At 38.0% G+C, this 26,613-nt stretch carries 29 protein-coding genes and 1 pseudogene; 17 read left to right on the forward strand and 13 right to left on the reverse strand.

Annotated elements, in window-relative coordinates; all coding sequences use genetic code 11:
- Positions 1–13: 13 nt before the first annotated feature.
- From F981_RS00460 to pabC, 4 genes are all read right to left on the reverse strand, one after another.
- Positions 14–430 (reverse strand): PaaI family thioesterase, encoded by a 417-nt coding sequence (locus F981_RS00460; protein ID WP_004717165.1) that lies wholly within the window; start codon positions 428–430, stop codon positions 14–16.
- Between the two features lie 448 nt (positions 431–878).
- The gene (gene tmk, locus F981_RS00465) at positions 879–1,478 is read right to left on the reverse strand and encodes a dTMP kinase (protein ID WP_004717166.1); all 600 of its coding nucleotides are present in this window, start codon (positions 1,476–1,478) and stop codon (positions 879–881) included.
- A 9-nt stretch (positions 1,479–1,487) separates the two neighbouring features.
- Positions 1,488–2,549: an endolytic transglycosylase MltG gene (gene mltG, locus F981_RS00470; protein WP_004717168.1), complete on the reverse strand. Its 1,062-nt coding sequence runs from the start codon at positions 2,547–2,549 to the stop codon at positions 1,488–1,490.
- Positions 2,542–3,363, reverse strand: coding sequence for an aminodeoxychorismate lyase (pabC, locus tag F981_RS00475; RefSeq protein ID WP_004717170.1), 822 nt, complete (start codon positions 3,361–3,363; stop codon positions 2,542–2,544). The genes mltG and pabC overlap by 8 nt, the downstream gene beginning before the upstream one ends.
- A gap of 163 nt (positions 3,364–3,526) precedes the next feature.
- Here pabC and F981_RS00480 point away from each other — a divergent pair, with 163 nt between their 5' ends.
- The 7 genes from F981_RS00480 (at position 3,527) to F981_RS00510 (ending at position 10,506) form a co-directional block, all read left to right on the forward strand.
- Entirely contained in the window at positions 3,527–4,537 is a 1,011-nt protein-coding gene (locus tag F981_RS00480; protein ID WP_004717173.1) for a sulfate ABC transporter substrate-binding protein, read from the forward strand.
- Between the two features lie 43 nt (positions 4,538–4,580).
- Positions 4,581–5,186: an RBBP9/YdeN family alpha/beta hydrolase gene (locus F981_RS00485; protein ID WP_004717176.1), complete on the forward strand. Its 606-nt coding sequence runs from the start codon at positions 4,581–4,583 to the stop codon at positions 5,184–5,186.
- 80 nt (positions 5,187–5,266) lie between these two features.
- Entirely contained in the window at positions 5,267–6,100 is an 834-nt protein-coding gene (gene cysT, locus F981_RS00490) for a sulfate ABC transporter permease subunit CysT (RefSeq protein ID WP_004717179.1), read from the forward strand.
- The gene (gene cysW, locus F981_RS00495) at positions 6,097–6,993 is read left to right on the forward strand and encodes a sulfate ABC transporter permease subunit CysW (RefSeq protein ID WP_004717181.1); all 897 of its coding nucleotides are present in this window, start codon (positions 6,097–6,099) and stop codon (positions 6,991–6,993) included. Before cysT ends, cysW begins: the two co-directional genes overlap by 4 nt.
- A 10-nt stretch (positions 6,994–7,003) precedes the next feature.
- On the forward strand, positions 7,004–8,065 hold the full coding sequence (locus F981_RS00500) for a sulfate/molybdate ABC transporter ATP-binding protein (protein WP_004717183.1): 1,062 nt from the start codon (positions 7,004–7,006) through the stop codon (positions 8,063–8,065).
- Between the two features lie 55 nt (positions 8,066–8,120).
- Positions 8,121–9,050: a CysB family HTH-type transcriptional regulator gene (locus tag F981_RS00505; protein ID WP_004717184.1), complete on the forward strand. Its 930-nt coding sequence runs from the start codon at positions 8,121–8,123 to the stop codon at positions 9,048–9,050.
- A gap of 238 nt (positions 9,051–9,288) precedes the next feature.
- A complete protein-coding gene (locus tag F981_RS00510; RefSeq protein WP_004717186.1) occupies positions 9,289–10,506 on the forward strand; it encodes an OmpP1/FadL family transporter in 1,218 nt (405 codons plus the stop codon).
- A gap of 89 nt (positions 10,507–10,595) precedes the next feature.
- Here the strand turns inward: F981_RS00510 and carO are convergent, their stop codons facing one another.
- Positions 10,596–11,339: an ornithine uptake porin CarO gene (carO, locus tag F981_RS00515; RefSeq protein ID WP_004717188.1), complete on the reverse strand. Its 744-nt coding sequence runs from the start codon at positions 11,337–11,339 to the stop codon at positions 10,596–10,598.
- A gap of 304 nt (positions 11,340–11,643) precedes the next feature.
- Here carO and dapD point away from each other — a divergent pair, with 304 nt between their 5' ends.
- The 6 genes from dapD (at position 11,644) to F981_RS00545 (ending at position 15,646) form a co-directional block, all read left to right on the forward strand.
- A complete protein-coding gene (gene dapD / locus F981_RS00520; RefSeq protein ID WP_004717190.1) occupies positions 11,644–12,465 on the forward strand; it encodes a 2,3,4,5-tetrahydropyridine-2,6-dicarboxylate N-succinyltransferase in 822 nt (273 codons plus the stop codon).
- 109 nt (positions 12,466–12,574) lie between these two features.
- A complete protein-coding gene (gene queE, locus F981_RS00525; protein ID WP_004717192.1) occupies positions 12,575–13,285 on the forward strand; it encodes a 7-carboxy-7-deazaguanine synthase QueE in 711 nt (236 codons plus the stop codon).
- A gap of 36 nt (positions 13,286–13,321) precedes the next feature.
- The gene (gene queC, locus F981_RS00530; RefSeq protein ID WP_004717194.1) at positions 13,322–13,993 is read left to right on the forward strand and encodes a 7-cyano-7-deazaguanine synthase QueC; all 672 of its coding nucleotides are present in this window, start codon (positions 13,322–13,324) and stop codon (positions 13,991–13,993) included.
- 13 nt (positions 13,994–14,006) lie between these two features.
- Positions 14,007–14,417: a hypothetical protein gene (locus F981_RS00535; RefSeq protein ID WP_004717195.1), complete on the forward strand. Its 411-nt coding sequence runs from the start codon at positions 14,007–14,009 to the stop codon at positions 14,415–14,417.
- A gap of 65 nt (positions 14,418–14,482) precedes the next feature.
- On the forward strand, positions 14,483–15,175 hold the full coding sequence (locus F981_RS00540) for a Dph6-related ATP pyrophosphatase (RefSeq protein WP_004717197.1): 693 nt from the start codon (positions 14,483–14,485) through the stop codon (positions 15,173–15,175).
- A 9-nt stretch (positions 15,176–15,184) separates the two neighbouring features.
- Positions 15,185–15,646: a peroxiredoxin gene (locus tag F981_RS00545; protein ID WP_004717201.1), complete on the forward strand. Its 462-nt coding sequence runs from the start codon at positions 15,185–15,187 to the stop codon at positions 15,644–15,646.
- A 154-nt stretch (positions 15,647–15,800) separates the two neighbouring features.
- Here F981_RS00545 and F981_RS00550 read toward each other — a convergent pair whose 3' ends face one another.
- A complete protein-coding gene (locus F981_RS00550) occupies positions 15,801–16,400 on the reverse strand; it encodes a LysE/ArgO family amino acid transporter (protein WP_004717202.1) in 600 nt (199 codons plus the stop codon).
- 181 nt (positions 16,401–16,581) lie between these two features.
- Here F981_RS00550 and F981_RS00555 point away from each other — a divergent pair, with 181 nt between their 5' ends.
- Entirely contained in the window at positions 16,582–17,472 is an 891-nt protein-coding gene (locus tag F981_RS00555; RefSeq protein ID WP_004717203.1) for a LysR family transcriptional regulator ArgP, read from the forward strand.
- Between the two features lie 39 nt (positions 17,473–17,511).
- Here the strand turns inward: F981_RS00555 and F981_RS23825 are convergent.
- From F981_RS23825 to gstA, 3 genes and pseudogenes are all read right to left on the reverse strand, one after another.
- Positions 17,512–17,885 (reverse strand): annotated as a pseudogene (locus F981_RS23825) (nuclear transport factor 2 family protein).
- Positions 17,886–17,904: 19 nt separating this feature from the next.
- Entirely contained in the window at positions 17,905–18,105 is a 201-nt protein-coding gene (locus F981_RS00565; protein WP_004717208.1) for a 2-hydroxymuconate tautomerase family protein, read from the reverse strand.
- Positions 18,106–18,116: 11 nt separating this feature from the next.
- Positions 18,117–18,722: a glutathione transferase GstA gene (gstA, locus tag F981_RS00570; RefSeq protein WP_004717210.1), complete on the reverse strand. Its 606-nt coding sequence runs from the start codon at positions 18,720–18,722 to the stop codon at positions 18,117–18,119.
- Between the two features lie 97 nt (positions 18,723–18,819).
- Between gstA and F981_RS00575 the strand changes: the two genes are divergently transcribed.
- Positions 18,820–19,731 (forward strand): LysR family transcriptional regulator, encoded by a 912-nt coding sequence (locus F981_RS00575; RefSeq protein WP_004717212.1) that lies wholly within the window; start codon positions 18,820–18,822, stop codon positions 19,729–19,731.
- Between the two features lie 92 nt (positions 19,732–19,823).
- Here the strand turns inward: F981_RS00575 and F981_RS00580 are convergent, their stop codons facing one another.
- Both F981_RS00580 and F981_RS00585 read right to left on the reverse strand, forming a co-directional pair.
- Positions 19,824–20,387: a YceI family protein gene (locus F981_RS00580; RefSeq protein WP_004717213.1), complete on the reverse strand. Its 564-nt coding sequence runs from the start codon at positions 20,385–20,387 to the stop codon at positions 19,824–19,826.
- Between the two features lie 62 nt (positions 20,388–20,449).
- Positions 20,450–21,016: a nicotinate-nicotinamide nucleotide adenylyltransferase gene (locus F981_RS00585; protein WP_004717215.1), complete on the reverse strand. Its 567-nt coding sequence runs from the start codon at positions 21,014–21,016 to the stop codon at positions 20,450–20,452.
- A 101-nt stretch (positions 21,017–21,117) separates the two neighbouring features.
- On the opposite strand from F981_RS00585, the gene F981_RS00590 reads away from it, so the two are divergent.
- Positions 21,118–21,918, forward strand: a complete 801-nt coding sequence (locus F981_RS00590; protein WP_004717217.1) for an enoyl-CoA hydratase — start codon at positions 21,118–21,120, stop codon at positions 21,916–21,918.
- A gap of 98 nt (positions 21,919–22,016) precedes the next feature.
- Complete coding sequence (locus F981_RS00595; protein ID WP_004717220.1) at positions 22,017–22,775, forward strand: nitroreductase family protein; 759 nt, start codon at positions 22,017–22,019, stop codon at positions 22,773–22,775.
- A 57-nt stretch (positions 22,776–22,832) separates the two neighbouring features.
- Here F981_RS00595 and F981_RS00600 read toward each other — a convergent pair whose 3' ends face one another.
- Together F981_RS00600 and gyrA are read right to left on the reverse strand one after the other, a co-directional pair.
- On the reverse strand, positions 22,833–23,147 hold the full coding sequence (locus F981_RS00600) for a YqfO family protein (protein ID WP_004717222.1): 315 nt from the start codon (positions 23,145–23,147) through the stop codon (positions 22,833–22,835).
- A 193-nt stretch (positions 23,148–23,340) separates the two neighbouring features.
- Positions 23,341–26,364 carry a DNA gyrase subunit A gene (gene gyrA, locus F981_RS00605; protein WP_004717223.1) on the reverse strand — a complete coding sequence of 1,008 codons (3,024 nt, stop codon included), beginning with the start codon at positions 26,362–26,364 and terminating at the stop codon, positions 23,341–23,343.
- Between the last annotated feature and the right edge of the window lie 249 nt (positions 26,365–26,613).

The raw sequence follows: 26,613 nt of genomic DNA on the forward strand, positions 1-26,613 counted from the left end.
ATCCCTAAATGCTTTATTTTTGTGGTGGAACAGAATAAGTTCCTGTCACATGTGCAACAGGATCATCCGAACCTAAAGAATAAATCCAGACCTCACCTACAATTAAAGCTTTACCCACTTTCATCAATTTACACACGCCACGAATATCAACACCACCCGTTGGCTTGCGTAAAAAATTAATATTCATATTGGTCGTAACCGTCAAACCAACTAAACCAATTTCACCCATAATCGCAACATAGAGTGCAAAATCGGCCAAGGCCATCATGGTTGGACCTGAAACAGTTCCACCTGGTCGTATATCTTGATCACTGACATGCCAAACCAAAGAAGCCCCTTTTTCGGTTACTTCTTCAATTTCACAACGTTGTAAGCTAGGTGAAAAAAATTGCTGTAAGAATTCTACGATTTCAGCTTTCGAGCTTTTCATAATTAAAGTCTTTATATCCTTGACCTAAAACAATATAAAGACTTTTTCGGTCCAAAACACTAGGGGCTGTTGACAATTCGTCTATGTTTGCGACTATAAGTGTTTTTTAGGCAATACTAGGCACGAAATACGAAATTTAGTCATTCTAAATAATGAGAAACATCGTTTCGCAAGGTAACATGTAGCAGCAAAAAACACTCTAGTCCCCCGCTGCGCCTTGCGCTGCAAACAAAGCAGTGCTTTGTTCTTGCTCAGGGTTGTGGCTAAAATTATCTCAGTCTACGTTATGAAACTCGAAAATAGTCTCGCTATTCTCTTCGTTTCATGCCTTGCCTGCTCAATTTTAACCTACAACGCAAGCCATTTATGAAATGCCAACAGCCCCTTTATCATTCAAATCAACAGAATAAATTGCTCAATTTCACTTATGTAGAGGATTGATTGGTATTTATTTTAAGTAGTTCAACGCCTCAGCAAATACTTGCTCTGGTGCTTGAGTCGCATCTAAGCGTTTCATTCGTTGAGAATCACGCAAATGAATTTCAGAAAAACCACTGCGTACTGATTCAAAAAACACCACTTTTTCTTGTTCAAAGCGATCTAAGGCACCGCGTGCACGTGCACGGTTCATTCCCAATTCAATTGGCGCATCCAACCAAAAAGTAATATCTGGCATTTTAGAGACAAAATTTTCATTGAGCAGTTGTAACTTCTCTCGACTTAACCCGCGACCAGCACATTGATAAGCAAAGCTTGAATCGACAAAACGGTCACACAGTACAATCTTGCCCTCTGCCAAGGCAGGTAAAATCACAGCTGCCAAATGTTGTGCTCGTGCTGCATACATCAGCAATAACTCCGTGTCATTACTCATCTGTTCTTCATGATTAACAGACAGCAATAATGAACGGATTTGTTCAGCTAAAGGCGTACCACCAGGCTCACGTGTTAAAACAACCTGTTGACCTTGTTGTTGAAAGTAATCAAATAACTTTTGAATGAGCGTGGTTTTTCCTACACCTTCAGTACCTTCAAAACTTATAAACATGCTCATTCCTTAATTCTTAGACCGCATAACTTGAATATATTCTTGCACTGCACGATTATGATCATTCAGATTGGCTGTAAATTTGTGCCCACCATTACCTGTGGCAACAAAGTAAATGTTTTCAGAAGTATCTGGATGCATCGTTGCTTCAATGGCTTTTTTACTGGGTAATGCAATCGGAGTTGGCGGTAAACCATTGATCGTATATGTATTATAAGCAGTCGGAGTACGTAAATCCTGCTTTGAAATCTTACCCGTATATTTATCACCCATCCCATAAATCACGGTAGGATCGGTTTGTAAACGCATGCCCAGTTTTAAACGACGATAGAACACACCTGAAACCTGACGTAACTCGCTGTCTACACTGGTTTCTTTTTCAATAATTGATGCCATGATTAAGGCTTCATATTTATTTTTATAAGGTAAGTCTGGCGCGCGTTTTTCCCAAGCTTCATCTAAAATTTTCATTTGACGTTGGTACAGGTCAGTCAAGATTTGCTTATCTGTTGCACCTTTATCAAAGAAATAAGTATCAGGTGCAAATAAACCTTCTGGGTGATCATAAGGAATATTTAAGGCTTTCAGCATTTCACCACTCGGAAGCTGAATCACCGATTTTTCAACCAATGGATCTTTTTTTAATGACTGAATTAATTGCTTCGTTGTCGTCCCTTCTATCACCAAAAGTCGACTCATCTGGGCATTTTCAATATTAGAAACCATTTCTAATACTTGGCGTACATTCATACCTTTAGTGACTTCATACACACCAGCTTTCATGGTGTCATGAATGAAAATTTTCCGATAAAGCTTAAGAATGATTGGAAAACTGACCTTATCTTCTTTGGCCAATTGATCAATAAAACCGGTATAGGTTTCACCATTTGAAATAGACAGCTTTTGTTTTAGACCCGTCACTGGATACGCTTTAAAAATACTCATTTTTAAAATGGTTGCAGTAATAATCAAAAAAACAACCAGAACAATCGCAATGCCTTTATAGATGTTATTGCTCACTTGGGCTTGAGTTTTCTTTTTAGATTTTGGCTTAGGTTTGGTTTTAGGCATGAGAATTAAACTGACTTAAATTTAAAGTATTAAATAACTCAACACAGGATTGAGTGTCTAGATGTTGATGATTCAACGTTTCGACCACTTTCATTGGACTGAGGGCATTGCAAAAGAACAGGCTTTGAAAATGTCGAATTTCATCCATATCGATAAAACGCTGTTCACAGGTGACACCATAATAATGCATCCGTGACAAAATTTCGGCACGCATCACACCATGTACGCCATTATAACGAAGTTCAGGCGTAATCCATCTATTGTTTATCCGAATAAAACAATTACTGCTCACACCTTCAACAACTGAACCTTGTACATCTGTGACTAATGCTTCTAACCAACCTTTTGCCTGAGCTTCTTTTTTCAGCAACACTTGTTCTAAACGGTTTAAGGTTTTTAAACCCACTAAATTCGGCATCAATAAGCCAATCGCTTGATCCAATACACCACTGTGAATTAATTCAGGCTGGAAGCATGCAGTTGTTTTTGGATAATAAACCACATAAAGATCGGCCTCATGCTCAGGCATCGCATAACCACGATCACCATCACCCCGACTAATGATGACCTTCAATGTGCCATTTAATATTCCATTTTTTTGTCTTAAACATTGTAGCGTCTGATCCAATAACTCAAAATTCACATCTAAAAATAAACGTTCAGCCGCCAACTTCAATCGAGCACGATGTAAAAGTTCCAACTCCATAACATCTTGATGTAATCGTACTGTGGTAAAACAACCATCTCCATAATGAAATGCTCGATCTAAAAGTGAAATAGAATCAACAAATTGAGCATTTTTAAAACAGATCATTAAGCAATTTCCTATGGCTTTGCACGAATACTATAAGCAATATAAGCATTTTCTTTTTCTCTTTTATTCATATAAAATTCGTTTTTTATTATTTTTTATGGATAAAGACTAGCGTTATGCTCACTCCATCTTACCGAACTTCAGAATTAAATGGGGCAAAAAAATGCAGTTCTCTAAACTTAAATTCGCTGTGGCAGCAGTACTGATCTCAACCACATCTTTCAGCGTTGCTGCAAAAGATTTTTTAAATGTATCTTATGATCCAACACGAGAATTGTACGATAATTTTAACAAACAATTTGCAACGTTTTGGAAATCTAAAACTGGTCAAGACATCCAGTTTAAACAATCACATGGTGGCTCTGGTAAACAAGCGCGTGCGGTTATTGATGGTTTGCAAGCAGATGTTGTGACTTTAGCATTGGCCGCAGATATCGATGCGATTGCACAAAATACAAATTTATTGCCAAAAGACTGGCAGAAGAAATTCCCACAAAACTCTACACCGTACACATCAACAATCGTTTTCCTCGTCCGTAAAGGTAACCCGAAAGGCATCAAAGACTGGGGCGATTTGGTAAAACCAGGTGTAGAAATTGTAACACCAAACCCTAAAACTTCAGGTGGAGCACGCTGGAACTATTTAGCAGCATGGGCTTGGGCAAAACATAAATATGGTTCAGACGCAAAAGCACAAGAGTTTGTACGTCAAATTTATAAACAAACTAAAGTACTCGATTCTGGTGCACGTGGTTCGACGACGACATTTGCAGAACGCGGCATTGGTGATGTGTTATTGGCTTGGGAAAATGAAGCGTATTTATCTACACGTGAACAACCAGGTAAATTTGAAATCATTACCCCATCACTATCGATCTTGGCAGAACCACCTGTCGCAATTGTTGAAAAGAATGCTGAAAAAGACGGTAACTTAAACTTAGCGAAAGCATATTTAAATTATCTGTATTCACCTGCTGGTCAAGACATTGCAGCGAAAAACTTCTACCGTCCGCGTAATGCAGCAATCTTGCAAAAGTATTCGACAACATTCAAACCGTTAAAATTGGTCACAATTGATAAAGAGTTTGGCGGTTGGACTAAAGTTCAAAAGCAACATTTTGAAAATAATGGTGTTTTTGATCAAATCGTAAAAGCCAATGCAAGCAGTAAATAACTGTTTAAAATAAACTTAAGCGAAAGGAAACAGGAGCATAGACATGATTCATACAATTATTGTTCCAGGCATTGGTGGTAGTGATTACGATCACTGGCAATCTAAATTACAACGTGAACTCATGTCTTGCTCGCGCGTACAACAACAGGATTGGAACTTACCTATTCTTAAAGACTGGATTGCCCAATTTGTTGCGACTGTCGTCAATGCTACGCAACCTGTTCAAATTGTTGCACATAGTTTCGGATGTTTAACCACGGTTGCTGCTTTGGCTCAGCATCCTGAAATTGTAGCTAAAGTAAGAAAAATTATTTTAGTTGCACCAGCTAATCCAGCACGTTTTGGTGAGGCTGGTTTTGCTCGAAACAGTATCGGTGATTATGAAGCTTATTTTCATGAATTGAAAATTACGGTCCCTGCTGAAATGATTATTTCTGAAAATGATCCTTGGTTAAATTTTGAAGATGCACAGAAGCTTGCGAAAGCGTGGAAAATTAGGCCTCGAAATTTAGGTCAGGTTGGGCATATCAATGTTGCATCAGGCTTTGGACACTTTCCTGAAATTTATGATCATTTAATTTTTGATAAGCAAAACTTCTTTATCAGTAATACTGATGACAACAAGTTGTTATTTAAATTTGCAATTTAATCATTGCCTTTTAAGCTTGCAAAATCGTTTTAAATTTGCTTATTGATTTCAATAAGCTTTCTCTCTTTTGAGGAGTCATCATGTCGCAGCGATCCCGAGTGCTGCCAGGTTTTGGTCTTTCACTAGGCTTCACCCTAGCGTATCTATCATTAATCGTACTGATACCACTGTCTGCCGTATTCATAAAATCATTAGGCGTAGGTTGGGATGGTTTATGGGAAATCTTGAGCTCTGAACGTATTTTAAAATCATTACAGCTCAGTTTTACCACCGCCCTAATTGCAGCCTTGATCAATGTCATTTTCGGCTTTTTATTGGCTTGGTGCTTAGTCCGTTATTCATTCCCTGGTAAACGTATAGTAGATGCATTGGTGGACTTACCCTTTGCATTACCTACAGCGGTCGCAGGTATTGCGTTAACCTCTTTATATGCATCAACAGGTTGGATTGGTCACTTGCTTGAGCCTTTAGGGATTAAAATTGCCTATACCTCACTAGGTATTACGCTTGCTTTAATTTTTATTGGTATTCCTTTTGTGGTTCGTACAGTACAGCCAGTTTTAAGTGATCTTGAAACTGAGCTAGAAGAAGCCGCTTCTGCATTGGGTGCAAATCGTTTTCAGATCGTGACAAGAATCATTTTACCGATTTTATTTCCAGCATTACTGACTGGCTTTGCATTGGCATTTGCTCGCGGTGTAGGTGAATATGGTTCGGTCATCTTTATTGCAGGCAATATTCCTTACGAAACTGAAATTGCTCCGTTAATGATCATTACCCGTCTTGAAGAATATGATTATGCAGGTGCGACGACAATTGCAGTGGTGATGCTGGTGATTTCTTTCTTTATCTTGTTCCTGATTAACTTGGTACAAGCTTGGGCAAGTCGACGTACAGGGAGAACCGCACGATGAGCTTAAATACCAACAGCAATGCTTTGGCTGAAAAACTGCAATCTCGTGATGCGACACGTGAACCTGCCTGGGTACGTAATACCCTACTAATTATTGGTCTGATTTTCTTTTTAGGCTGCTTAATTCTACCGTTGGTGCTTATTTTTGTTGAAGCATTTAAACAAGGGATTCAAGTCTACTTTGCTTCACTGGTTGATCCTTATACCCTATCTGCGGTCAAACTCACATTATTGACTGCAGCCATTGCAGTACCTTTGAATGTGATTTTTGGTGTTACAGCAGCATGGTGTGTTGCCAAGTTTAATTTCCGTGGAAAATCATTCTTAACCACCATTATTGATACACCATTTTCAGTCTCACCCGTCATTGCTGGTTTAATGCTGGTTTTGATCTTTGGCTCACAAGGTTGGATTGGATCATGGTTAATTGAACATGATATTAAAATCCTCTATGCGACACCGGCCATTATCCTCGCAACTGTATTTATTACTGTTCCTTTTGTTGCACGTGAATTAATTCCATTGATGGAAGCACAAGGAACAGAAGAAGAAGAAGCTGCAATTGTGCTCGGTGCTTCGGGTTGGCAAACCTTTTGGAAAATTACCATTCCAAATATTAAATGGGGTCTCATTTATGGCGTGATTTTGTGTAATGCACGTGCCATGGGTGAATTCGGTGCAGTATCTGTGGTTTCAGGTCATATTCGTGGTGAAACCAATACCTTGCCGTTGCATATTGAAATTTTATATAACGAACCAAATTCGATTAGTGCTGCTTTTGCCGTCTCAACATTGTTAGCATTTTTGGCCATCATTACCTTGATTTTAAAAACATGGGTTGAATATCGCCAAGAAAAACAAGATCGCGAAAGTAAAGAATCAACTGTTTCTTAAGGAATTGCACATGAGTATTCAAGTTAAAAATATTGAAAAAAACTTCGGTGCATTCCATGCACTTAAAAACATATCGCTAGATTTTCCAGAAGGTCAATTGGTTGCCCTGCTTGGTCCTTCTGGCTGTGGTAAAACCACATTACTGCGTATTATTGCTGGTTTGGAATCAACGGATAGAGGACAAGTCATCCTTGAAGGTACAGATGCAACCAATATTCACGTGCGTGAACGTCAAGTTGGTTTTGTATTTCAGCATTACGCACTGTTCCGTCATATGACTGTTTATGACAATGTTGCATTTGGTTTACGTGTTCGTCCAAAGGCGACTCGACCAAATGAAACTGAAATCAAAAAACGTGTTACCCGTTTATTGGATTTGGTACAACTTGGTTTCTTGGCAGATCGTTATCCAGCGCAATTGTCTGGTGGTCAACGTCAACGTATTGCATTGGCACGTGCCTTGGCTGTTGAACCACGTGTATTGCTCTTAGATGAACCTTTTGGTGCATTGGATGCCAAAGTACGTAAAGAATTACGCCGTTGGTTACGGACTTTACATGATGAATTACATATCACGTCAATCTTTGTAACCCATGACCAAGAAGAAGCCTTAGAAGTTGCTGATCAAATCGTGGTGATGAACAAAGGTGATATTGAACAAATTGGTTCACCGCGTGAAGTTTATGAAAAGCCTGCAACCCCGTTTGTATTTGACTTTTTAGGTCAAGCAAACCGTTTTGAAGGTGAAAACCATCAAGGCATCATTCAAATTGGTGAAGATCGCATCCAACTGCCTTCGGCTACACAAACCGCAAATGGTAAAGTGATTGCCTTTGCCCGCCCAAATGAATTGAAAATTCACACACAACCGACTGAAAATACAATTCAAGCAACCTTCTTACGTGAGTTGTGGATTGCGGGTAAAGTCATGGCAGAGTTACAAGATCGTCAAGGACAACTGATTGAAATTGCTTTAAATCCTGATGAAGCAAAATTACATCAATATCGACCAAATCAAACAGTTTGGGTAAGTGCATCTACACTTCACCTATTTGAAAATCAAGTCGCGTAATCGACGACAGGATGAATATTACCCCTATTCATCCACATTTGAGGTATCGAACATCATGAACTTTCAACAATTACGAATTATCCGAGAAACAGTTCGTCAAAATTACAACTTAACCGAAGCCTCTGCTGCACTTTATACTTCACAATCTGGTGTCAGTAAGCATATTAAAGATTTAGAAGATGAATTGGGTGTACAGCTGTTTGTTCGTAAAGGCAAACGATTATTAGGTTTGACAGAACCTGGTCAAGCATTGTTAAGTATTGTTGAACGCATGCTTATTGATGCTGACAATATTAAACGTCTTGCCGATGATTTTAATAAAGTTGATGAAGGTACGCTTACAATCGCAACAACACATACACAAGCACGTTATGTGTTACCACCGATTGTTAATTTATTTAAAAAAGCATTTCCCAAAGTTCATTTGATTTTGCAACAAGCCAGTCCTGTTGAAATATCTGAAATGTTATTGCTTGGTTTGGCTGATATCGGTATTGCAACTGAATCACTAACCACTGAAGATAATTTGGGCAGCGTATCTTTCTATAACTGGAAACACAGTATTATTACACCACAAGATCACCCACTGACTAAGCTTAATCCTAAAGAGATTACCTTAGAAAAATTGGCTGAATTTCCAATTATCACCTACCATGGTGGTTTTACAGGACGTTCTAAAATTGATAAAGCATTTGAAGATGCCAATTTAGATGTAGATATCGTCATGTCAGCACTGGATGCCGATGTGATCAAAACCTATGTTGAACTGGGAATGGGTGTCGGTATTGTCAATGATGTCGCTTATGACACAGAACGCGATAAACGTCTAAAACAAATCGATACTGATATTTTCGGTTTAAATACAACATGGATTGCGGTTCGTAAAGGCCATTTACTTCGTGGCTATGGCTATGAGTTTATTTCACTCTGCTCACCGGAAGCCGATATCAAAGCATTGAAAAAAATTGCGTATCCTGATGATTAAACTTTGAGATAAATGACTAAGAAAAAAATTAAGTCATCAAGGAATAAACCATCAAATAGTCATGACGATCAAAGATAGAGAGCTACGGCTCTCTTTTTTATCATTTAAAAATAAAACACAAACTCTTAAGAATAATTAATCTATTTGATTTTATTTAATATTTTATTATAAGCATGCCTTTTTAGTATAAAATTTAGTCTTATCTTTATCACTGATCAATTTATTTCGGGGGGAATGAATGAATTCTATTGCTTGGGGCTTAACCCTTGGAAGCTTTGTTCCTCTTTTTAGCCATGCCGCAGGTATGGAGAAATCAGACCAGTCTATCCTTGCTTTTTTAGAACCGAATCATTATGTAGAATTGTCTTATGCAGAGCTCTATGCAGATGTTTCAGGGCAACTCCCTCAACATGAGCAATTCAAACAACTCGGCGTTGAAGATTTTTCAACAGGCAATCTTGTCAACAATTACCATTTTGTCAAGGCTGCTGCAAAACTACAAATTGCACCACAACTTTCATTTGGACTGATTTATGATCAGCCTTATGGTGTGGATCTTAGTTATGAATATCGCCCGCAAAGCTTTGCTGGAAAGCGACTTTTAGAGTCGGCTCAATTTAATTTTAAAAGCCAAAATCTTTCGATGTTATTGGGTTATCAGCCTAGTGCGAATTGGAATATATACGCAGGTGGCATTTATCAACAGTTTGAGGGCGAACTCAAAGTCTTTGGAGCGAACTATTCAGCGATGAGTGGCTATCATGCACAGCTTAAACAAAGTTCAGGTCATGGTTGGCTTGCAGGTTTAAGTTATCAAATTCCGGAGTATGCGGTAAAAACTGCGATTACCTATCGTTCCAAGATCAATCATCAATCTGCAATCACTGAGGATGTTTCAGCGCAAGTTTTAAGTATTATTCCTTTTGCTAAAACACAAATCACCACGCCTCAATCCGTCAATCTCGATCTTCAGACAGGTTTAACGTCATCGAATATTCTTTATGGCAATTTGAGGTGGGTCAATTGGAAAGATTTTGAAATTCAACCTAGACAATTTGGTGCAGTGGTTAAGATTGCTGCCGAACAATATCCTGAGCTGATCAAACCTTTTAATCTGATTGATTATAACAAGGATCAATGGTCTGCAAAGCTTGGGCTTGCGCATGTATTTTCACAACAATGGATTGCCACTACAGATATTTCATGGGACTCAGGCAATGCTAATCCCGCTGGAACACTGAATCCTTCAGATGGTTTTTATGCTTTAGGCTTGGGTGCTTTATATAACATCAATCCTCAGAGCTATATTTCTTATGGTGTTAAATATTTTAAATTCAATAAAGCAAAAGTTAGCGACTTAGATGCCAATACTTCAATTATTCAAAACTCAACTTTATCTGAAGTGGGCCATAATGATGCTTTTGCACATGGAATTCGATTTGGCTATCGCTTTTGATTCATCTAAAAATTCAGCTATAAATAAATACCAAGCTCAAAATAAAAAACGAGCCGAAGCTCGTTTTTTATTACATGATCAACAATAAATTACCAATGGTAGCTTACGCCCACTTTACCAACTGGTAACCATTTATATTTGTCATCATTTGAAATTTTATTTTCTTCACCACGGATAGCATCACTTAATCGATCGCCATTACCGTTTACTTGGTCTGTACCACTTATTTGTTGCAGTGAAACAGTAGGATTACCTGTATAGTATGCACCTACTTCACCAAATACACCGAAGTTCTTGTTGATTTTTGGAGCAAAACCAAAACCTACATATGGTGCAAATTGGTTATCGTATTTTTGCTTACCTTTTATCTGAACATCTGATGCAGCATTAAAGTCAGTATTATTCACAGAGAAATTACGCCCCTGAGAAATACGACGCTCTAATCCATATTCATTATCTACATAGCCTACACCAGTAGCAACATATAGACCTTGTGCCCAAACATTTTGGCTTGCACCCCAAGGACGAATCTCAGCATTTAAATACGCTAATTTGTTGTCCATGTCTAAGTCATACTTAGATCCATTGATTTTTAAATCATCAGACCAAGAAATATCACCACCGTTATAACCCAATGCTAAACCAACATAAGGGTTAGCAGTCCAAAGTAAAGCACCACCGTAACCAGTTGTACCGACTTCAAGACGAGCGCCTGTAGGGATTAATTGGTTTGCTTCAAATGCATAACCTTGGTCAACAACAGACCCATCAGCCATTGCTAAACCAGAAGCAGATAATGCAGCTGTAACAGCCAATAATTTTAACACTTTCATTTATGTCTCCTCAAAAAATAGAGTTTGTTCTTTAATCATTAATGTGTTGGACTCGAAACGATAATATGTGATTCTCTCCGCACAATTAATAGAGAAATTGATTACTTTTTGTTATTTTTTGATACAATTAGATATTAATTGTTGTTTTTAAAAGAAATAAATTAAATAAAAACTTAACAATTCACTTATTTGGTTGTTTTATTTTAAATTATAAGATTAGTTTTTTCGATTGAAACTAGATTTTATATCTAATCTGAGTCCAATTTGGTGTAGAATCTTTTAAAATTTTTTGGGAAGGAAGATCATGTCTCAGCTTTCAACGATCATTGAACAAGCGTTTGAAAACCGTGCCAACTTTACAGCAGTAGATTGTCCTGCTGACGTACGTCAAGCTGTTGAAGAAGCCATTGCTGGCTTAGATAACGGCACACTTCGTGTAGCTGAAAAAATTGACGGTGAATGGATTGTTCACCAATGGTTGAAAAAAGCTGTTTTATTGTCTTTTAAATTAAACGATAACAAGCCAATTGAATCATGTGATCTTCGTTTCTATGACAAAGTAGAGACTAAATTTACTGGTTGGACTGAAGAACAATTTAAAGCTGCTGGTGTACGTGTTGTACCACCTGCTGTTGCGCGTAAAGGTTCTTTCCAAGCGAAAAATGTCGTATTGATGCCTTCTTATGTAAACATTGGTGCTTATGTAGATGAAGGCACAATGGTTGATACATGGGCGACTGTAGGTTCATGCGCTCAAATCGGTAAAAATGTTCACCTTTCAGGTGGTGTAGGTATTGGTGGTGTTCTTGAACCACTTCAAGCAAACCCAACAATCATTGAAGATAACTGCTTTATTGGTGCACGTTCTGAAATCGTTGAAGGCGTGATTGTTGAAGAAGGCTCAGTTATTTCAATGGGCGTATTCATTGGTCAATCGACTAAGATTTTTGACCGTGAAACAGGTGAAATCCATTATGGTCGTGTACCAGCTGGATCTGTCGTTGTTTCAGGCAGCCTACCATCTAAATGTGGTACATATAGCTTATATGCTGCAATTATTGTCAAGAAAGTTGATGCTAAAACGCGTGCTAAAACAAGCTTGAACGAATTGCTTCGCGAAGACTAATTTATATTCCCTCGTGGAATTTTAGTTATCTAGCGTAGCAATCGCTTCTCATCTCTACGGTCAATCGTGATCGTAGAGATTTTTCATTTTGTAATCTGTGGTAAATTTCATGAATTCTCTTCGTTCTTCGACTATTCCTGTTTCTGATCCGTCTGCGGGGCTGCGTATCACGGAGATTTTTTATTCATTGCAAGGTGAAGCCAACACTGCGGGTTTACCGACTGTTTTTATTCGTTTAACAGGTTGCCCATTACGCTGTACCTATTGCGATACCACCTATTCTTTTGAAGGTGGCGAACGCCAATCGCTTGACCAAATAATTCAAACAACATTAGATTATAAAACTCCTTATATCTGTGTCACAGGTGGCGAACCGCTCGCTCAGCCCAATGCCTTACCCTTAATGCAACGTTTAGCAGATTTAGGTTGTGAAGTTTCTTTAGAAACCAGCGGCGCTTTAGATGTCTCTAAAGTCGACCCACGTGTTTCAAAAGTTTTAGATTTAAAAACCCCAACTTCGGGTGAGGTTGCACGGAATTTACTCAGCAATCTTGATCATTTAACTCAACATGATCAAATCAAATTTGTGATTTGTAATCGTGAAGACTATGAGTGGTCTAAACAGCAAGTTGAACAATACGCTTTAGCGCAAAAAGTCAGCACAGTATGGTTTTCTCCTGCTTTTGCAGTGGAAAAAGGTGCGGCACGCTTGCCTCAGCTTGCACGCGATTTAGCACAATGGATTTTAGAAGACCATCTCCCTGTTCGCTTCCAGTTGCAATTACATAAATTGCTTTGGAACGATGAAACTGGTCGTTAAATTTATCGTCAATTATTAATATTTGGAGAGTTGGATATGCGCCCTCGTGCCGTAGTCTTATTATCTGGTGGCTTAGACTCAACGACGTGTTTGGCTTGGGCTCAAGCAAACTATGACTGTATTGCCCTAAGTTTTATGTATGGTCAACGCTCTACCACTGAACTCGATGCAGCCCGCGCTTTAACGCAACGTGCAGGTGTAGAACATCGTGTGATTAATATCGATTTAGGTAATTTAGGTGGTTCAGCGCTTACAGACCTTAACATTGATGTTCCTGATCATGAAACAGATGGTATTCCTGTAACTTATGTTCCAGCACGTAACACCATTTTCTTGTCTTATGCACTTGCAGCAGCAGAAGTTTTTGATGCTCAAGCAATCGTGATTGGTATCAATGCTGTTGATTATTCAGGATATCCTGATTGTCGCCCAGAGTTTATCGAGGCCTTTGCTAACATGGCTCGTCTTGCAACGAAAGTAGGCGTAGAAGGAAAACCGCTTAAGTTTGAAACACCTCTGTTACATTTATCCAAAGCGAATATAATACGCTTAGGCATCGAACATGGCGTAGACTATAGTCAAACGGTTTCATGCTATCAAGCAGATGACCAAGGACGTGCTTGTGGCAAATGTGATAGCTGCCGACTTCGTAAAGAAGGTTTTAAGGATGCAGGTATTGCAGACCCAACACGTTATATACCGCAATAACAAGGTACTGTTTATGAAAAATTTAAAATCAAGTCTTATTCTTTCTGCTTTATTTTCAGCTTCGGCTTTAATGGGATCTACGGCTTTTGCTGCTGAATCAAATGCAGTTCAACAAGCCTATAAAAGCGCAAATGTTAAATCTGCACTTATTGGTGTGTGTAAAACAGAAACAGCTAAAGGTGGTAAATTAACGTCTGCTGAAGTAAGCAAATACTGTAGCTGTGCTGTTGAATCTGATGGTAAGTTAACCAACGATCAAAAATGGCAAATTCAAAGTGCCATTAACCAAAAGAAAAGCCCAGCAACACTTGCTTTCGTTCAAAAAAATAACCAAGACCTTCAAACATGTTTTGGTCCTCAGTTAACAGGTAAATTAAAAACCTTAACTGAAGAAGCAATGAAAGCTGCACAAGCGAAGAAATAATTTCTTCTCATTGCAAAGAGCCTGCCCATGCAGGCTCTTTTTACAATTGGATGATACAAAACCATATGCAGGACCAATGGAATACTGTGATACAGCAACAAAAATTTGTTGCTTCATATAGTGGCGGGAAAGATAGTAGCCTGGCTTTATATCACGCTTTGCAAAGTGGGCAAGCCGTAGCTCTCATTGTCATGTTAGAAGAACACGGACAAAGATCTCGTTCTCATGCCATGCCACTTGATATCATTGATGCCCAAGCCGAGCTGATTGGTTTACCTATACTTAAAGCATCAGCCACGTGGAATGACTATGAACATCAATTTGTAAATCTTCTCAATCAAGCCAAACAGTTGGGTGCAGAAGCACTTGTTACAGGTGATATTGATCTGATTGGACATGCGCAATGGAACCAATCTGTCTGTGAGCAAAGCCAATTACAGTTATGCATGCCATTATGGCAAAAACCACGGCTCGACATTGTGGGTGAATTTATTCAACTGGGTTTTGTCAGCATCATTGTGACGATTAATTTAAACCTCGGTATGCGGGTTGAAGATTTGGGTAGAGTTTTAACAGCTGATTTTGTGGATGAATTAATCGAACGTGGGATTGATCCATGTGGTGAAGCTGGTGAATTTCATACCACACTGATAGATGGTCCAATTTTTAAAAAGCCGCTTTTACTGAATAAAGGTGATATTCTCTATCATGAAAATTATGCCTTTTTAGCACTTGAACTTAAACACAACAGCATTTAAGGATAAATAATGACTGAACAAATACAACTTCCAAATCAGAAATTCCCAACGACTACGGGTGAAATCAACCTCACCGAGCTCTCTACAGATTGGTTAGTTTTATATTTTTATCCAAAAGATTCTACACCTGGCTGTACCACTCAAGCGGTTGGTTTCTCTTGTATAAAAGATCAATTTGGTGCTTTAAATACCACCATCATTGGTGTATCTCGTGACTCTGTAAAAGCACATCAAAACTTTACGGAGAAGCAAGCATTGACCATTAATCTGATCAGTGACAAAGAAGAAGTATTATGTAAACACTTTGATGTGATTAAAGAAAAAAATATGTATGGTAAACAAGTGATGGGGATTGAGCGCTCAACATTTATTTATCATCAAGGCAAACTGGTTAAAGAGTATCGTAAAGTTAAAGCGGCTGGACATGCTGAACAAGTTTTAGAAGACTTAAAAGCACTACAAAAAGCTTAACTGCAAAAGTCCCTACTCGCTCTAAAGTTAACATGACTTTAAACGAGTCAGGGACTTTAAATCTTCTTATTGAGAACATCCTCAAGCCCGATATAGATTGTTCCCTCTTTCCTCATAAAAAGATCATTACTCTGACTTGATCCAACAATACCAATCAAAGCAGCAAAGAGATTGCAATTCCCCACATAACCAATGCAATAATAAAATCTAATATTTGCCATGCGCGTTGATTTTGAAAAACCGGGAGTAAAAAGCGTGCACCAAAACCTAAGCTAAAGAAGAATAACCACGATGCTGTTACTGCACCAATCGCAAAATAAAGTGCGGTAGTTTCAAACTTTGTCGATATAGAACCAATTAAAACCACTGTATCCAAATAAACATGTGGATTAAGCCAAGTTAAAGCTAAACAAATCAGAAGCATTTTCATCAGCTTGGATTCATTTTTTTCACTCGGTTTTAAACCTGTCGATGTTCTAAAAGCTTGTAGAAAATGTTGCGCCCCATAGATCAATAAAAATGTTGCTCCAAAATATTTTGCCCAATCGACAAACTCTGGATGCGTTTGAATGACTTTTGAAAATCCAAGTACACCTAATAAAATTAAAATCGAGTCAGATGCGGCACAGACCACGCAAACCCAAAATACATGTTGCTTCTTTAAACCTTGTTTGAGTACAAACGCATTTTGAGCGCCAATTGCAATAATCAGGCTAAACCCAATAGCCAACCCCTGCATATAACTTTGCAACATTTTAAAACTACACTTTTAAAGTTTTGAATGGACTGTGCTATTATCCAAACTTATCTCTTTAAATGAGTATTTATAAATAAATATCATCTTAGCTAAGTTTTTCTTAGTTAATCATGATGTGACATTTTTAAAATAACTTATATCTTTATATAAAAAACGCCCATTTTTTTAAAGGATCAGCATGTTACAAAGTAAGCATAGTGAAGCTTTTCTAGCGGTTGCCGAAACAGGTAGCTTTGAGCAAGCTGCTATTCGTTTAAATATCACAGCATCAGCGGTAACACTACGTTTGCAAACTTTGGAAAAACAACTTGGGCAAGTGCTGATCATTCGAGAAAGACCATGTAAAGTCACTCAAGCAGGTCAGGAAGTGTTACTTTTCCTGCAACATCATCGCTTGATGGAACAAAATTTAATTCAGAATCTTCAAGGGCAAAGCTCACAATCACAATTTTTTAAATTAAATATCGCGGCTAATGCCGATTCATTGGTGACGTGGCTATTACCCACAATTCAACACACCTTACTCACAGAAAAAATTGTTATAGACTTAAAAATTGATGATCAAACCCAAACCCATCACCTTCTTGAAGCGGGATTGGTCAATGCCTGTATCTCGACCGAATCGAAACCAATGAAAGGCTGTGAGGCGATTCATTTAGGTAAAATGACTTATAGGATGGTTGCTACACCGAATTTTATCCACACTTACTTTCAGCATGGCATTCAACGTGAAACGTTACGGCATATCCCTGCTGTTATTTTTAATGATAAAGACCATGTACATGCCGAAGTTTTACAACACGTTTTTGGCTTAATGCCAAACAGTTATCCATGCCACTTTATTCCTTCTGCAACATCTTTTGTGGATGCAATTTTGCTCGATTTAGGTTATGGCATGGTGCCTAAAATGCAAATTCAAAAAGAATTAGCAACAGGACAATTACTTGAAATCATGCCCAAAGCAAGAACTGATTTACATCTATATTGGCATCATTGGAAACAACAATCTAAACAACTGGAAAAACTCACATTGGATTTAATTAGTAATACTCAATCTATTTTGGATTAAGCTTTATAGCAGCTACGACTTGACCCAAATTAAAGTATCTTATTTTAATAATTTATAATGAAAAACTTTAGAAATAATCCACCAGCGATTTTCACTAAAAACCAATGTTAAAACATCATAAAAATACTTTGGTTCAATGACACATTCCAAGCTTACAACTGCGGTAGTTTCACTCAGTATTTGAATGGAACAAATTTTATCTTTCTTACTTGCTTTAAAGATGAAGGAGAAATGCGCTTTTCAACAATAGCAAAATATTCAGACATCGTTAAAATAACCAGTGGCTCTTCAACTGCAGAAACATAACATGCTTTAGCGTGAAAAATTTGCTGCAATTTAGCAATATCACAGTTGTATAAACCGTCAAAATACAATTGAATAAGTTGCTGTATATCCTCTAATGTTTTAGCCATAATATACTCTCCATTGTCTTTATGATTTTTGGCGTATATCTGTTACAGTTTGCCCTGCCACCCCCCAATTGTCGGTATGCACTTCATCAATCACTACAAATGTTTTTGCAGGATCCTTATTCAACACATTCACCAACAACTCAGTTGCACCTTGAATCAATTGCTTCTTTTGCGCTTGAGTCACCCCTTCATCTGTCACTTGAATTAGAATATATGGCATGGATGTTTCTCCTAAAGAAGACCTTCAGCTTTCATTGCTTTTTGTACAGATGGATGTTGTTGCATTTGCTCCATAAAAGCTTGTAAAGATTTCAAATGACTTAAGTCAAAATTGATAAATGTTGCCCAACGAGTCACAACAAATAAGTAAATCTCTGCAATGGTAAATCCTTGCCCCAACAGATTTTCTGAATCATGAATTTGCTCATCTACCCATGTGTATTGTTTTAATAATTTCTCTTTGAAAATATTTTTACTCGTATCATCAAACCCTTTTTGAAAAAATGGTGCATACGATTTATGTAATTCCGAACTAATGTAGTTCATCCACTCCAATACTTTATAGCGCTTTAAATCGCCAAATGTAGGTAATAAATCACTACGTTTAGCAGTCTCAGCCAAATACTGGCTAATGATCGCACCCTCACTCAAATGCAAGCCATCATCACTGATTAAAAATGGCACTTGACCTTTCGGGTTAATTTTCAAAAAATCCTGACCTTGTTCCGTTTGGTGATTTTTAAAAGAAACATTCACTAAATTAAAGTCTTGGTTAATTTCTTGTAATACGATATGAGGGGCAAGTGAACATGCACCCGCTGTGTAAAAAAGTTGCATCTGCTTATTCCTTAAGTTGCTTTAACTTCATGCTATTCTTAACATCATGAACAATAAATACTCACAATATCAATTCAGTTATTACATGGTGTATATAATGAACACAACATTAAAACGAACAATGTTGAGTAGTGTTGAAATATTTTGTCTCGTTGCAGAACAGCGAAGTTTTTCCAAGGCTGCCTATCAAGCTGGTTTAACACCCGCAGCGGTAAGTCGATCAATTGCTCGTTTAGAAGGTCGCTTAGGAATTCAACTGTTTAATCGAACTACACGCAATGTTCGTTTAACCCAAGCGGGTGAGGAATATTTCTTAGAATGTCAGCAGGCAATCAAACAAATTGCTGAGGTTGAATTAAGATTAAAAAATAAATCAGCTCAACCTTCTGGAACAATTCGGATGAGTTTACCAACACCTTTTGGTCACTTTAGAGTTCTACCTCTCTTACCTAAATTTCAGCAGCTTTACCCGGAAATTAACTTGGATATACAGCTCACCAATAAAAATGTAGATTTCATTACGGAAGGTTTTGATCTTGCAATTCGGGGGCGTAATGTGCCTGAATCCAATTTAATTGCTCGTTGTTTAGAAAAAGCCGACTTGCTGATTGTCGCCTCTCCTGAATACTTAAAGAAACATGGCACACCTACTGAGATTGCCGATTTACAGCATCATCAATGTATTCAATTTATCTTACCTAGCACAGGAAAAGAAGTGCCTTGGTCTATGCTCATTGAAAATGAAGTTGTAGAGATTCAAACGCAAGGACACTTGAATTGCAGTGAAGATATTTTAGCGACCATTACCTTAGCTCAACATGGTGGTGGCCTATTGCAAACCTGTCGTTTTATTATTGAAAATGATTTAAAACAAGGAAAGCTGGTCGAAGTCCTACAACAATATTCAGGTACTCAACGACAATTTTCCCTGCTTTATCCTAAAAATAAATATGAACAACGACACATCCGCTTATTCATTGATTTTTTAATTGAACATCTAAAATATTAGACTTAAAAAACAGGCTCGAAATAACGATGAGATTAAAAAAATAACGCACCCTGGTCTTTTCTATCTTTGATCTTTTCTAGGTCTGATATTTTCTATTGTGCTTTCCACTGCCCAGACACTTGGATATTCACTTTTTCTCCAACGCCACCCACAGCTTTTTTCATTCCGAAATCACTACGCTTTATGACTGTAGTAGAACTAAAATCCAGCAATTTTGAATTATTTACATTGGGTTTAATTGTCGCATTAAAAGTTACAGGCTTAGTGACATTACGCAAGGTTAAATTACCTGAAATTAGATATTTATTATTAGCAAGCGGTTTAAATGCCGTACTTTTAAAAGAAGCGGAAGGATATTTAGCAGCGTAAAATAAGTCTTCACCCATAATCATGTTTTTCAAGGAAGATTTATTAATGCTTAGGCTATTTACATCCATCACAAATTCAGTAGATGCCTTTTGCGGAGTGCTCGTATCAAAGTTAAGAGAAGATTGAACACGTTTAAACTGCCCTTTGACAATGTTCATACCCAATGAGTCGATATGAAATCCAACATCACTATTGGGGGTCAATGTCCAAGACGCTGCATAGCTTGAAATCGAAATAACGAAGCTACCCAATAAAGCCCCGTTTATAGCGACTGATTTAAACTGCATGCAATACTCCATTCATATTCTATATATTTCTATTCAGTGTATTGCAATGCACACAAAAAACATTAAAGATTTGATTTGTCTTGCGTTTGGTATTTGTACTTTAATTGTTGGTAAATTTCCGTTTTCTGAAATTTCTCTAAGAACTCCGCTGTGCCCAAAGGAAACTCGACCTGATAAATTTCACCACGATAATACGCTTCACGTAGCGGGGTCGCAGAGATAGAGCCGACTAAACTATCCAATTCAACCATTTGCCATTCTGGAAATAGTTTTAAGTAATAAGATGAATCATCTTTAAAGTGACCAATTAAGCCAATCTTATCGGTCTCTAGAACAGTAGCATTGACCAAGGACTTAACCAGTTCCACCCATTTAGTATCGTTATAAACATCAATAACATGTACAAATTTGATTCGTTTTTGATCCGCTTCAGAAAAATTAGACAAAACCATTTGTTCCCGTTCTGATGCCAGAAAAGGATTTTTAGTATTCCGTTCATTTTGCGCAGAACCCAAGGCCAAAATTACATATTGGCTTTGTTGTAATGCAATTTTAATGGTTTGCATATGCGCGAGATGAAAGGGCTGAAAACGTCCAATATAAACAAGATAATCAAATTTATAAGTCATAAAAGTAATTTTTTATGAACTCATCAGTTGCAACAGAATTTCAAATATGCGACATAATGAGGGCATAAAATCCAATTAAATTTTAAAGCAAGGATAGTACGATGACACTTAGTTGTATTCAACAGCCACATCAACATTTAAACGCAAATTTAGAGAATGGTGTACTGACTTTAGCAATTAATCGACCAGAAGCAAAAAATGCACTGTATGGTGAATTGTATCTATGGATTGCAAAAGCCTTAGATGAAGCTGATCAAGATCGTGATGTTCGTGTAGTGATCTTACGTGGTGCAGATGCTGACTTTAGTGCGGGTAATGATATGAAAGACTTTATGGCTTTCATTCAACAACCACTTGAAGGTAAAGAAGGTGATGGCCCTCCATTTGTATTATTAAAATCTGCTGCACGTTTATCTAAACCATTGATCTGTGCAGTCCGTGGTGTAGCGATTGGGATCGGAGTAACAGTACTTTTACATGCTGACCTCGTTTATGCAGACAATACAGCCCTGTTCCAAATTCCATTTGTCAGCTTAGGACTTTCTCCAGAGGGTGCTTCAAGCAAACTGTTGATTCAACAAGCGGGATATCATAAAGCGGCTGAATTGCTGTTAACTGCGCAAAAATTTAACAGTGAAAAAGCACTCAATGCTGGCTTAATCAATAGTATTGAAGACGATGTATATGGTCACGCTTTACATCAAGCACAAACCCTTGCAGCACTTCCATTGGCTTCGATCAAGCAAACCAAAGCGTTAATGAAACATAATCTTGAAGAAATTATTCAATGCGTGGATGATGAAGCGGTGATCTTTATGCAACGCGTTAAATCACCTGAAATGGCTGAAGCCGTTGCTGCATTTATGCAAAAGCGTAAGCCAAATTTCTCTCAATTTAATTAATTGAGTGAATCTGATCAAAGCCACTGCATGAGTATTATTCAGTGGCTTTGGTCATTTTGAATCCAATAAAACAGTTCATTTAATTATGGGTAAAGATCATGTCACAAGATACAACGACCAAGAAGCGCTATTATGAACCCGCTCCACAAGATATCGATATTGAAAATTTCCGTAAAGTCATAGAAAGTCGTCGCTCAGTACGTAAATACACTGAAAAGCAAATCCCTGCCGATGTTTTAGATGCTTGTTTAGATTTGGCTTTATTGGCACCAAACTCATCCAATCTTCAGCCTTGGACGTTCTATGTGGTTCAGTCTCAAGCGAAAAAGAAACAATTAGTCAAAGCTTGTTTAAGCCAATTATCAGCAAAAACAGCCGCAGAACTGATTGTATGTGTGGCACGTATTGACCGTATTGATGAAATGGCAAAAAACAATTTAACCCATTTCCCAATGCCAGAAGCGCCAAGAGCAGTAAAACAATATTATAAATTTATCGCATATAACTATAAAACAGGTTATCTAAATGCTTTAGGTAACTTTAAAAAAGTGGCTTTTAAAGTTGCACGTACTTTAGATAAACAACTTCCTGTTACTGCGTTTAACCCAGCTGATGCAAAGCTTTGGGCCAGTAAAACGACAGCCTTGGCTTGTGAAAACTTGGTATTGGCTCTACGTGCTTATGGTTTTGACAGTTGCATGATGGAAGGTTTTGATGAACCCTTAGTTCGCAAGATCCTCAATCTAGGTGATAAAGAATTTCCAGTCATGGTGATTAGTGCTGGTGAACGTGCTGAAGATGGCGTATTCTTCCCACAATACCGTTTTGATCGTGATTTGTTTATTCAAAAAGTTTAATTTTAGCTAATCAATACCCCCCTCTCTATTCAGAAGAGGGTTGAGATTTTTAAACTATTATTCAATATCAATCATTTGAATAAACTCAAAAGCAGGTTCTTCATAGGGATGACTTGCTTTTAAAGCGATTGCCACTTGTTTTGCCTTATCTTCAGGAACGATGGTTTCCACTCGCCATTCAGGCAGTTGCTCCAAATGATCTAACTCACCTATAAAAGGCTTTGCACCACTTAACGGTTTAAATTGTCCTGTTCCTAACACTTGCCAAGCACAATGTTCATAATTGCCAATACCACCCGCTCCTGCTTTAAAAATTGCAAGTTTGGTTGCTTCAAGGTGTGATTCTGGAACGTAGTAGATCAATTTAAGCATTTATTTTATGTTCAAAAACTCGATTATAGCTTTGTTCGCATTTACTTTTATTTATTTTTTATTTGGTTTTCGTTAGAAAAAAACTGTGTATAGTTAGCTCAATTCATAAGATTTAATCAGAACTGTAGATTTTATAAGCTTGATCAGAATACAAAAAGAAGAGCGCCTAAGCGCTCTCTTATTTCCATAAAAATTACTCGTCAGATTCAGTATTATCAGACTCAGTTTCACCTTCATCCATAACAGTTTCATCATCAACTAATTTTTCAGAATCAATTAAACTCTCTGACTCTAAAGCAGTCTCGCCTTCGATCGCATCTAACTGATCGATAATCTCATCATCAGCTTCGACAGCTTCAACTGCAACCACACCGACCAAGACTTCTTCATTACCTAGGCGGATCAAACGGACACCTTGGGCATTACGACCTGTTCTCGCTACTTCAGAAGCACGGGTACGAACCAGCGTTCCACCATCAGAAATCAACATCAATTCTTTAGATTCATCGATGGCAACAGCACCCACTAACTCACCATTACGTTCAGATGTTTTAATAGCAATAACACCTTTACCACCACGTTTTTTGGTTGGGAAGTCATCTACTGGCGTACGTTTACCATAACCATTTGCAGAAGCACATAATACTTCGCCAGTTTCTGGTACAACAACTAACGAAACGATTCGGCTAACCACATTGGTATTTGAATCTGCAGTATCTTCATCATCTGAATCTACATCAACTTCAACATCTTCTTCTGTTTGTGCCGCAGCCAATGCCACACGCATACCACGAACACCTTTCGCAGTACGACCCATCACACGAGCATCAGTTTCAGAGAAACGAATTGCTTTACCTTCATTTGAGAACAACATGATTTGCTGTTCACCATCAGTAATTGCAACACCAATTAAAGTATCTTCTTCTTTCAACTCAATCGCACGTAAACCATTTGAACGAACATTACCAAACTGCTCTAATTCAACACGTTTTACTGTACCTGATGCTGTTGCCATAAATACATAGAAGTTTTTACGCACACTTTCTACACGTTCAGCAAATTCAGCAATTAATTCATCATCAAGATCAGAAGCAGAAAGCTCAATACCAATTTCTTTGAGTTGCTTACGTAAAGCATCTGATAAGTCATCTGGATTTTCACCAAGCTCTGCAAACGCAGCTTTTAGTGCTTCATAATGTGAGTCGATAATTGTGTTTTCACGCAGTTGAGCAACGTTGGCACGGACAAAAGTTCTAAACTCAGTTAAACGCTCGGTAAATTTCTTCGGAGCATCAATTACAGGAAGAATCGCTGTAATAGTCTCTTCTGCATCCAGTGGTAATAAGTTCACCATTGGGCGGCCTTTTGCACCACGTGACGCTTGAGGTACTTCAAATACTCTTAAGCGATAAACTTTACCTACATTGGTAAAGCACAATACAGTTGCATGGTTCGATGTCACGATTAAATGTTGAATATAATCATCTTCTTTCATCGAAGTTGCAGATTTACCACGTCCACCACGGCGCTGTGCAGCATAATCAGACAATGGTTGAGTTTTTGCATAACCTGTTTTTGAAACAGTTAAAACAACTTGCTCTTCTGGGATTAAATCTTCACGAGAAAAATCAATACGTGATTCAACAATATCCGTTTTACGTGCATCGCCATACTGTTGAAGAACCAATGCAAGTTCTTCACGAATCACATTCATCAAAAGATTGAAGTCATTTAAAATTGCTGTAAGTTCAGCAATTTGAGCTAAAATTTCAGAATATTCAGCTTGTAACTTATCTTGTTCAAGACCGGTTAAACGATGTAAACGTAATTCTAAAATTGCACCAACCTGAGCTGGAGATAAACGATAAAGCTGACCATCCAAACCAAATGGACGACTTGGATCTTCACCTTCGATCTCATCCGGACGAACTGAAATCGCGCCTGCTTTTTCTAGCAATGCAACAACATTTCCACCCGCCCATTCGCCAGCAAGTAAACGCTCGCGTGCTTCAGCTGGATTCGCAGAAGTCTTAATGGTTTCGATGATTTCATCAATATTGGCTAAAGCAACAGTCAAACCTTCTAAGATATGACCACGCTCACGCGCTTTACGTAATTCAAACATGGTACGGCGTGTCACCACTTCTTGACGGTGACGAATAAATGCCGCAATGATGTCTTTTAAATTCATCAGTTTAGGTTGGCCATTGTCTAGGCAAACCATGTTGATACTGAATGAATTTTCAAGTTGAGTATTTAAAAATAAGTTATTGACAATAACTTCAGCGTTTTCGCCACGCTTTAAGTCAATTGCAATACGCATCCCGTCTTTATCAGATTCGTCTCGAAGTTCTGAAATACCTTCAAGTTTTTTCTCTTTTACCAATTCAGCAATACGTTCAATGGTTCTTGCTTTATTGACCTGATAAGGAATTTCAGTGAAAACAATCGTCGTACGACCAGTTTTTTGGTCTTCTTCAAAATGGTATTTACCACGAATATGTAAACGACCTTTACCTGTACGGTAAGCATCTACAATTCCTGATTTACCATAGATAATGCCGCCTGTAGGGAAATCTGGACCAGAAATATATTCCATCAATCCTTCAATTGAGATGTTCGGATTATTTGCATAAGCCAAACATGCATTAACTACTTCTGTCATGTTGTGTGGCGCCATGTTGGTCGCCATACCGACAGCAATACCTGTCACACCATTGATCAATAAGTTAGGAATACGTGTTGGCATAACCTGAGGAATACGCTCAGAGCCATCGTAGTTATCTTCCCACTCGACTGTATCTTTTTCTAAGTCAGCCAACATTTCATGGGTGAGCTTACGCATACGGACTTCGGTATAACGCATTGCTGCTGCGCTGTCACCATCGACAGAACCAAAGTTACCCTGACCATCAACCAATTGATAACGTAGGCTAAAATCTTGAGCCATACGAACAATTGTTTCATAAACAGCTGAATCACCATGTGGGTGATATTTACCGATTACGTCACCAACAACACGCGCAGATTTTTTATAGGCTTTGTTATAGTCGTTGCCTAACTCGTGCATAGCGAACAGCACACGACGATGAACAGGTTTTAAACCATCTCTCACGTCTGGTAATGCACGAGATACAATAACACTCATGGCATAATCGAGATATGAGCTTTTTAGTTCATCCTCAATGGCAATCGGTCTAATTTCCGATACGCTCATGCATACTCCTTATTACAAACAGTGCAAGCAGCAACTGCTCATTTATATAATCTAGCTAGTCAAAATTTAGCTCAAAAAGCGTTGAGCCAAAATCTAAAATTCAGTCGCACAGTATAGCATAAAACCAAGCGATTTTGTGCCTATCCGACCACACTATAATCATGATTTTTTGTAGTATTTTTAAACAATTTTAACGATTTATTGACAATAAAAAACCACCTGATTAGGCGGTCAATCAAGCATCGCTAA

The organism is Acinetobacter guillouiae CIP 63.46 (assembly GCF_000368145.1).
Classification (GTDB): domain Bacteria; phylum Pseudomonadota; class Gammaproteobacteria; order Pseudomonadales; family Moraxellaceae; genus Acinetobacter; species Acinetobacter guillouiae.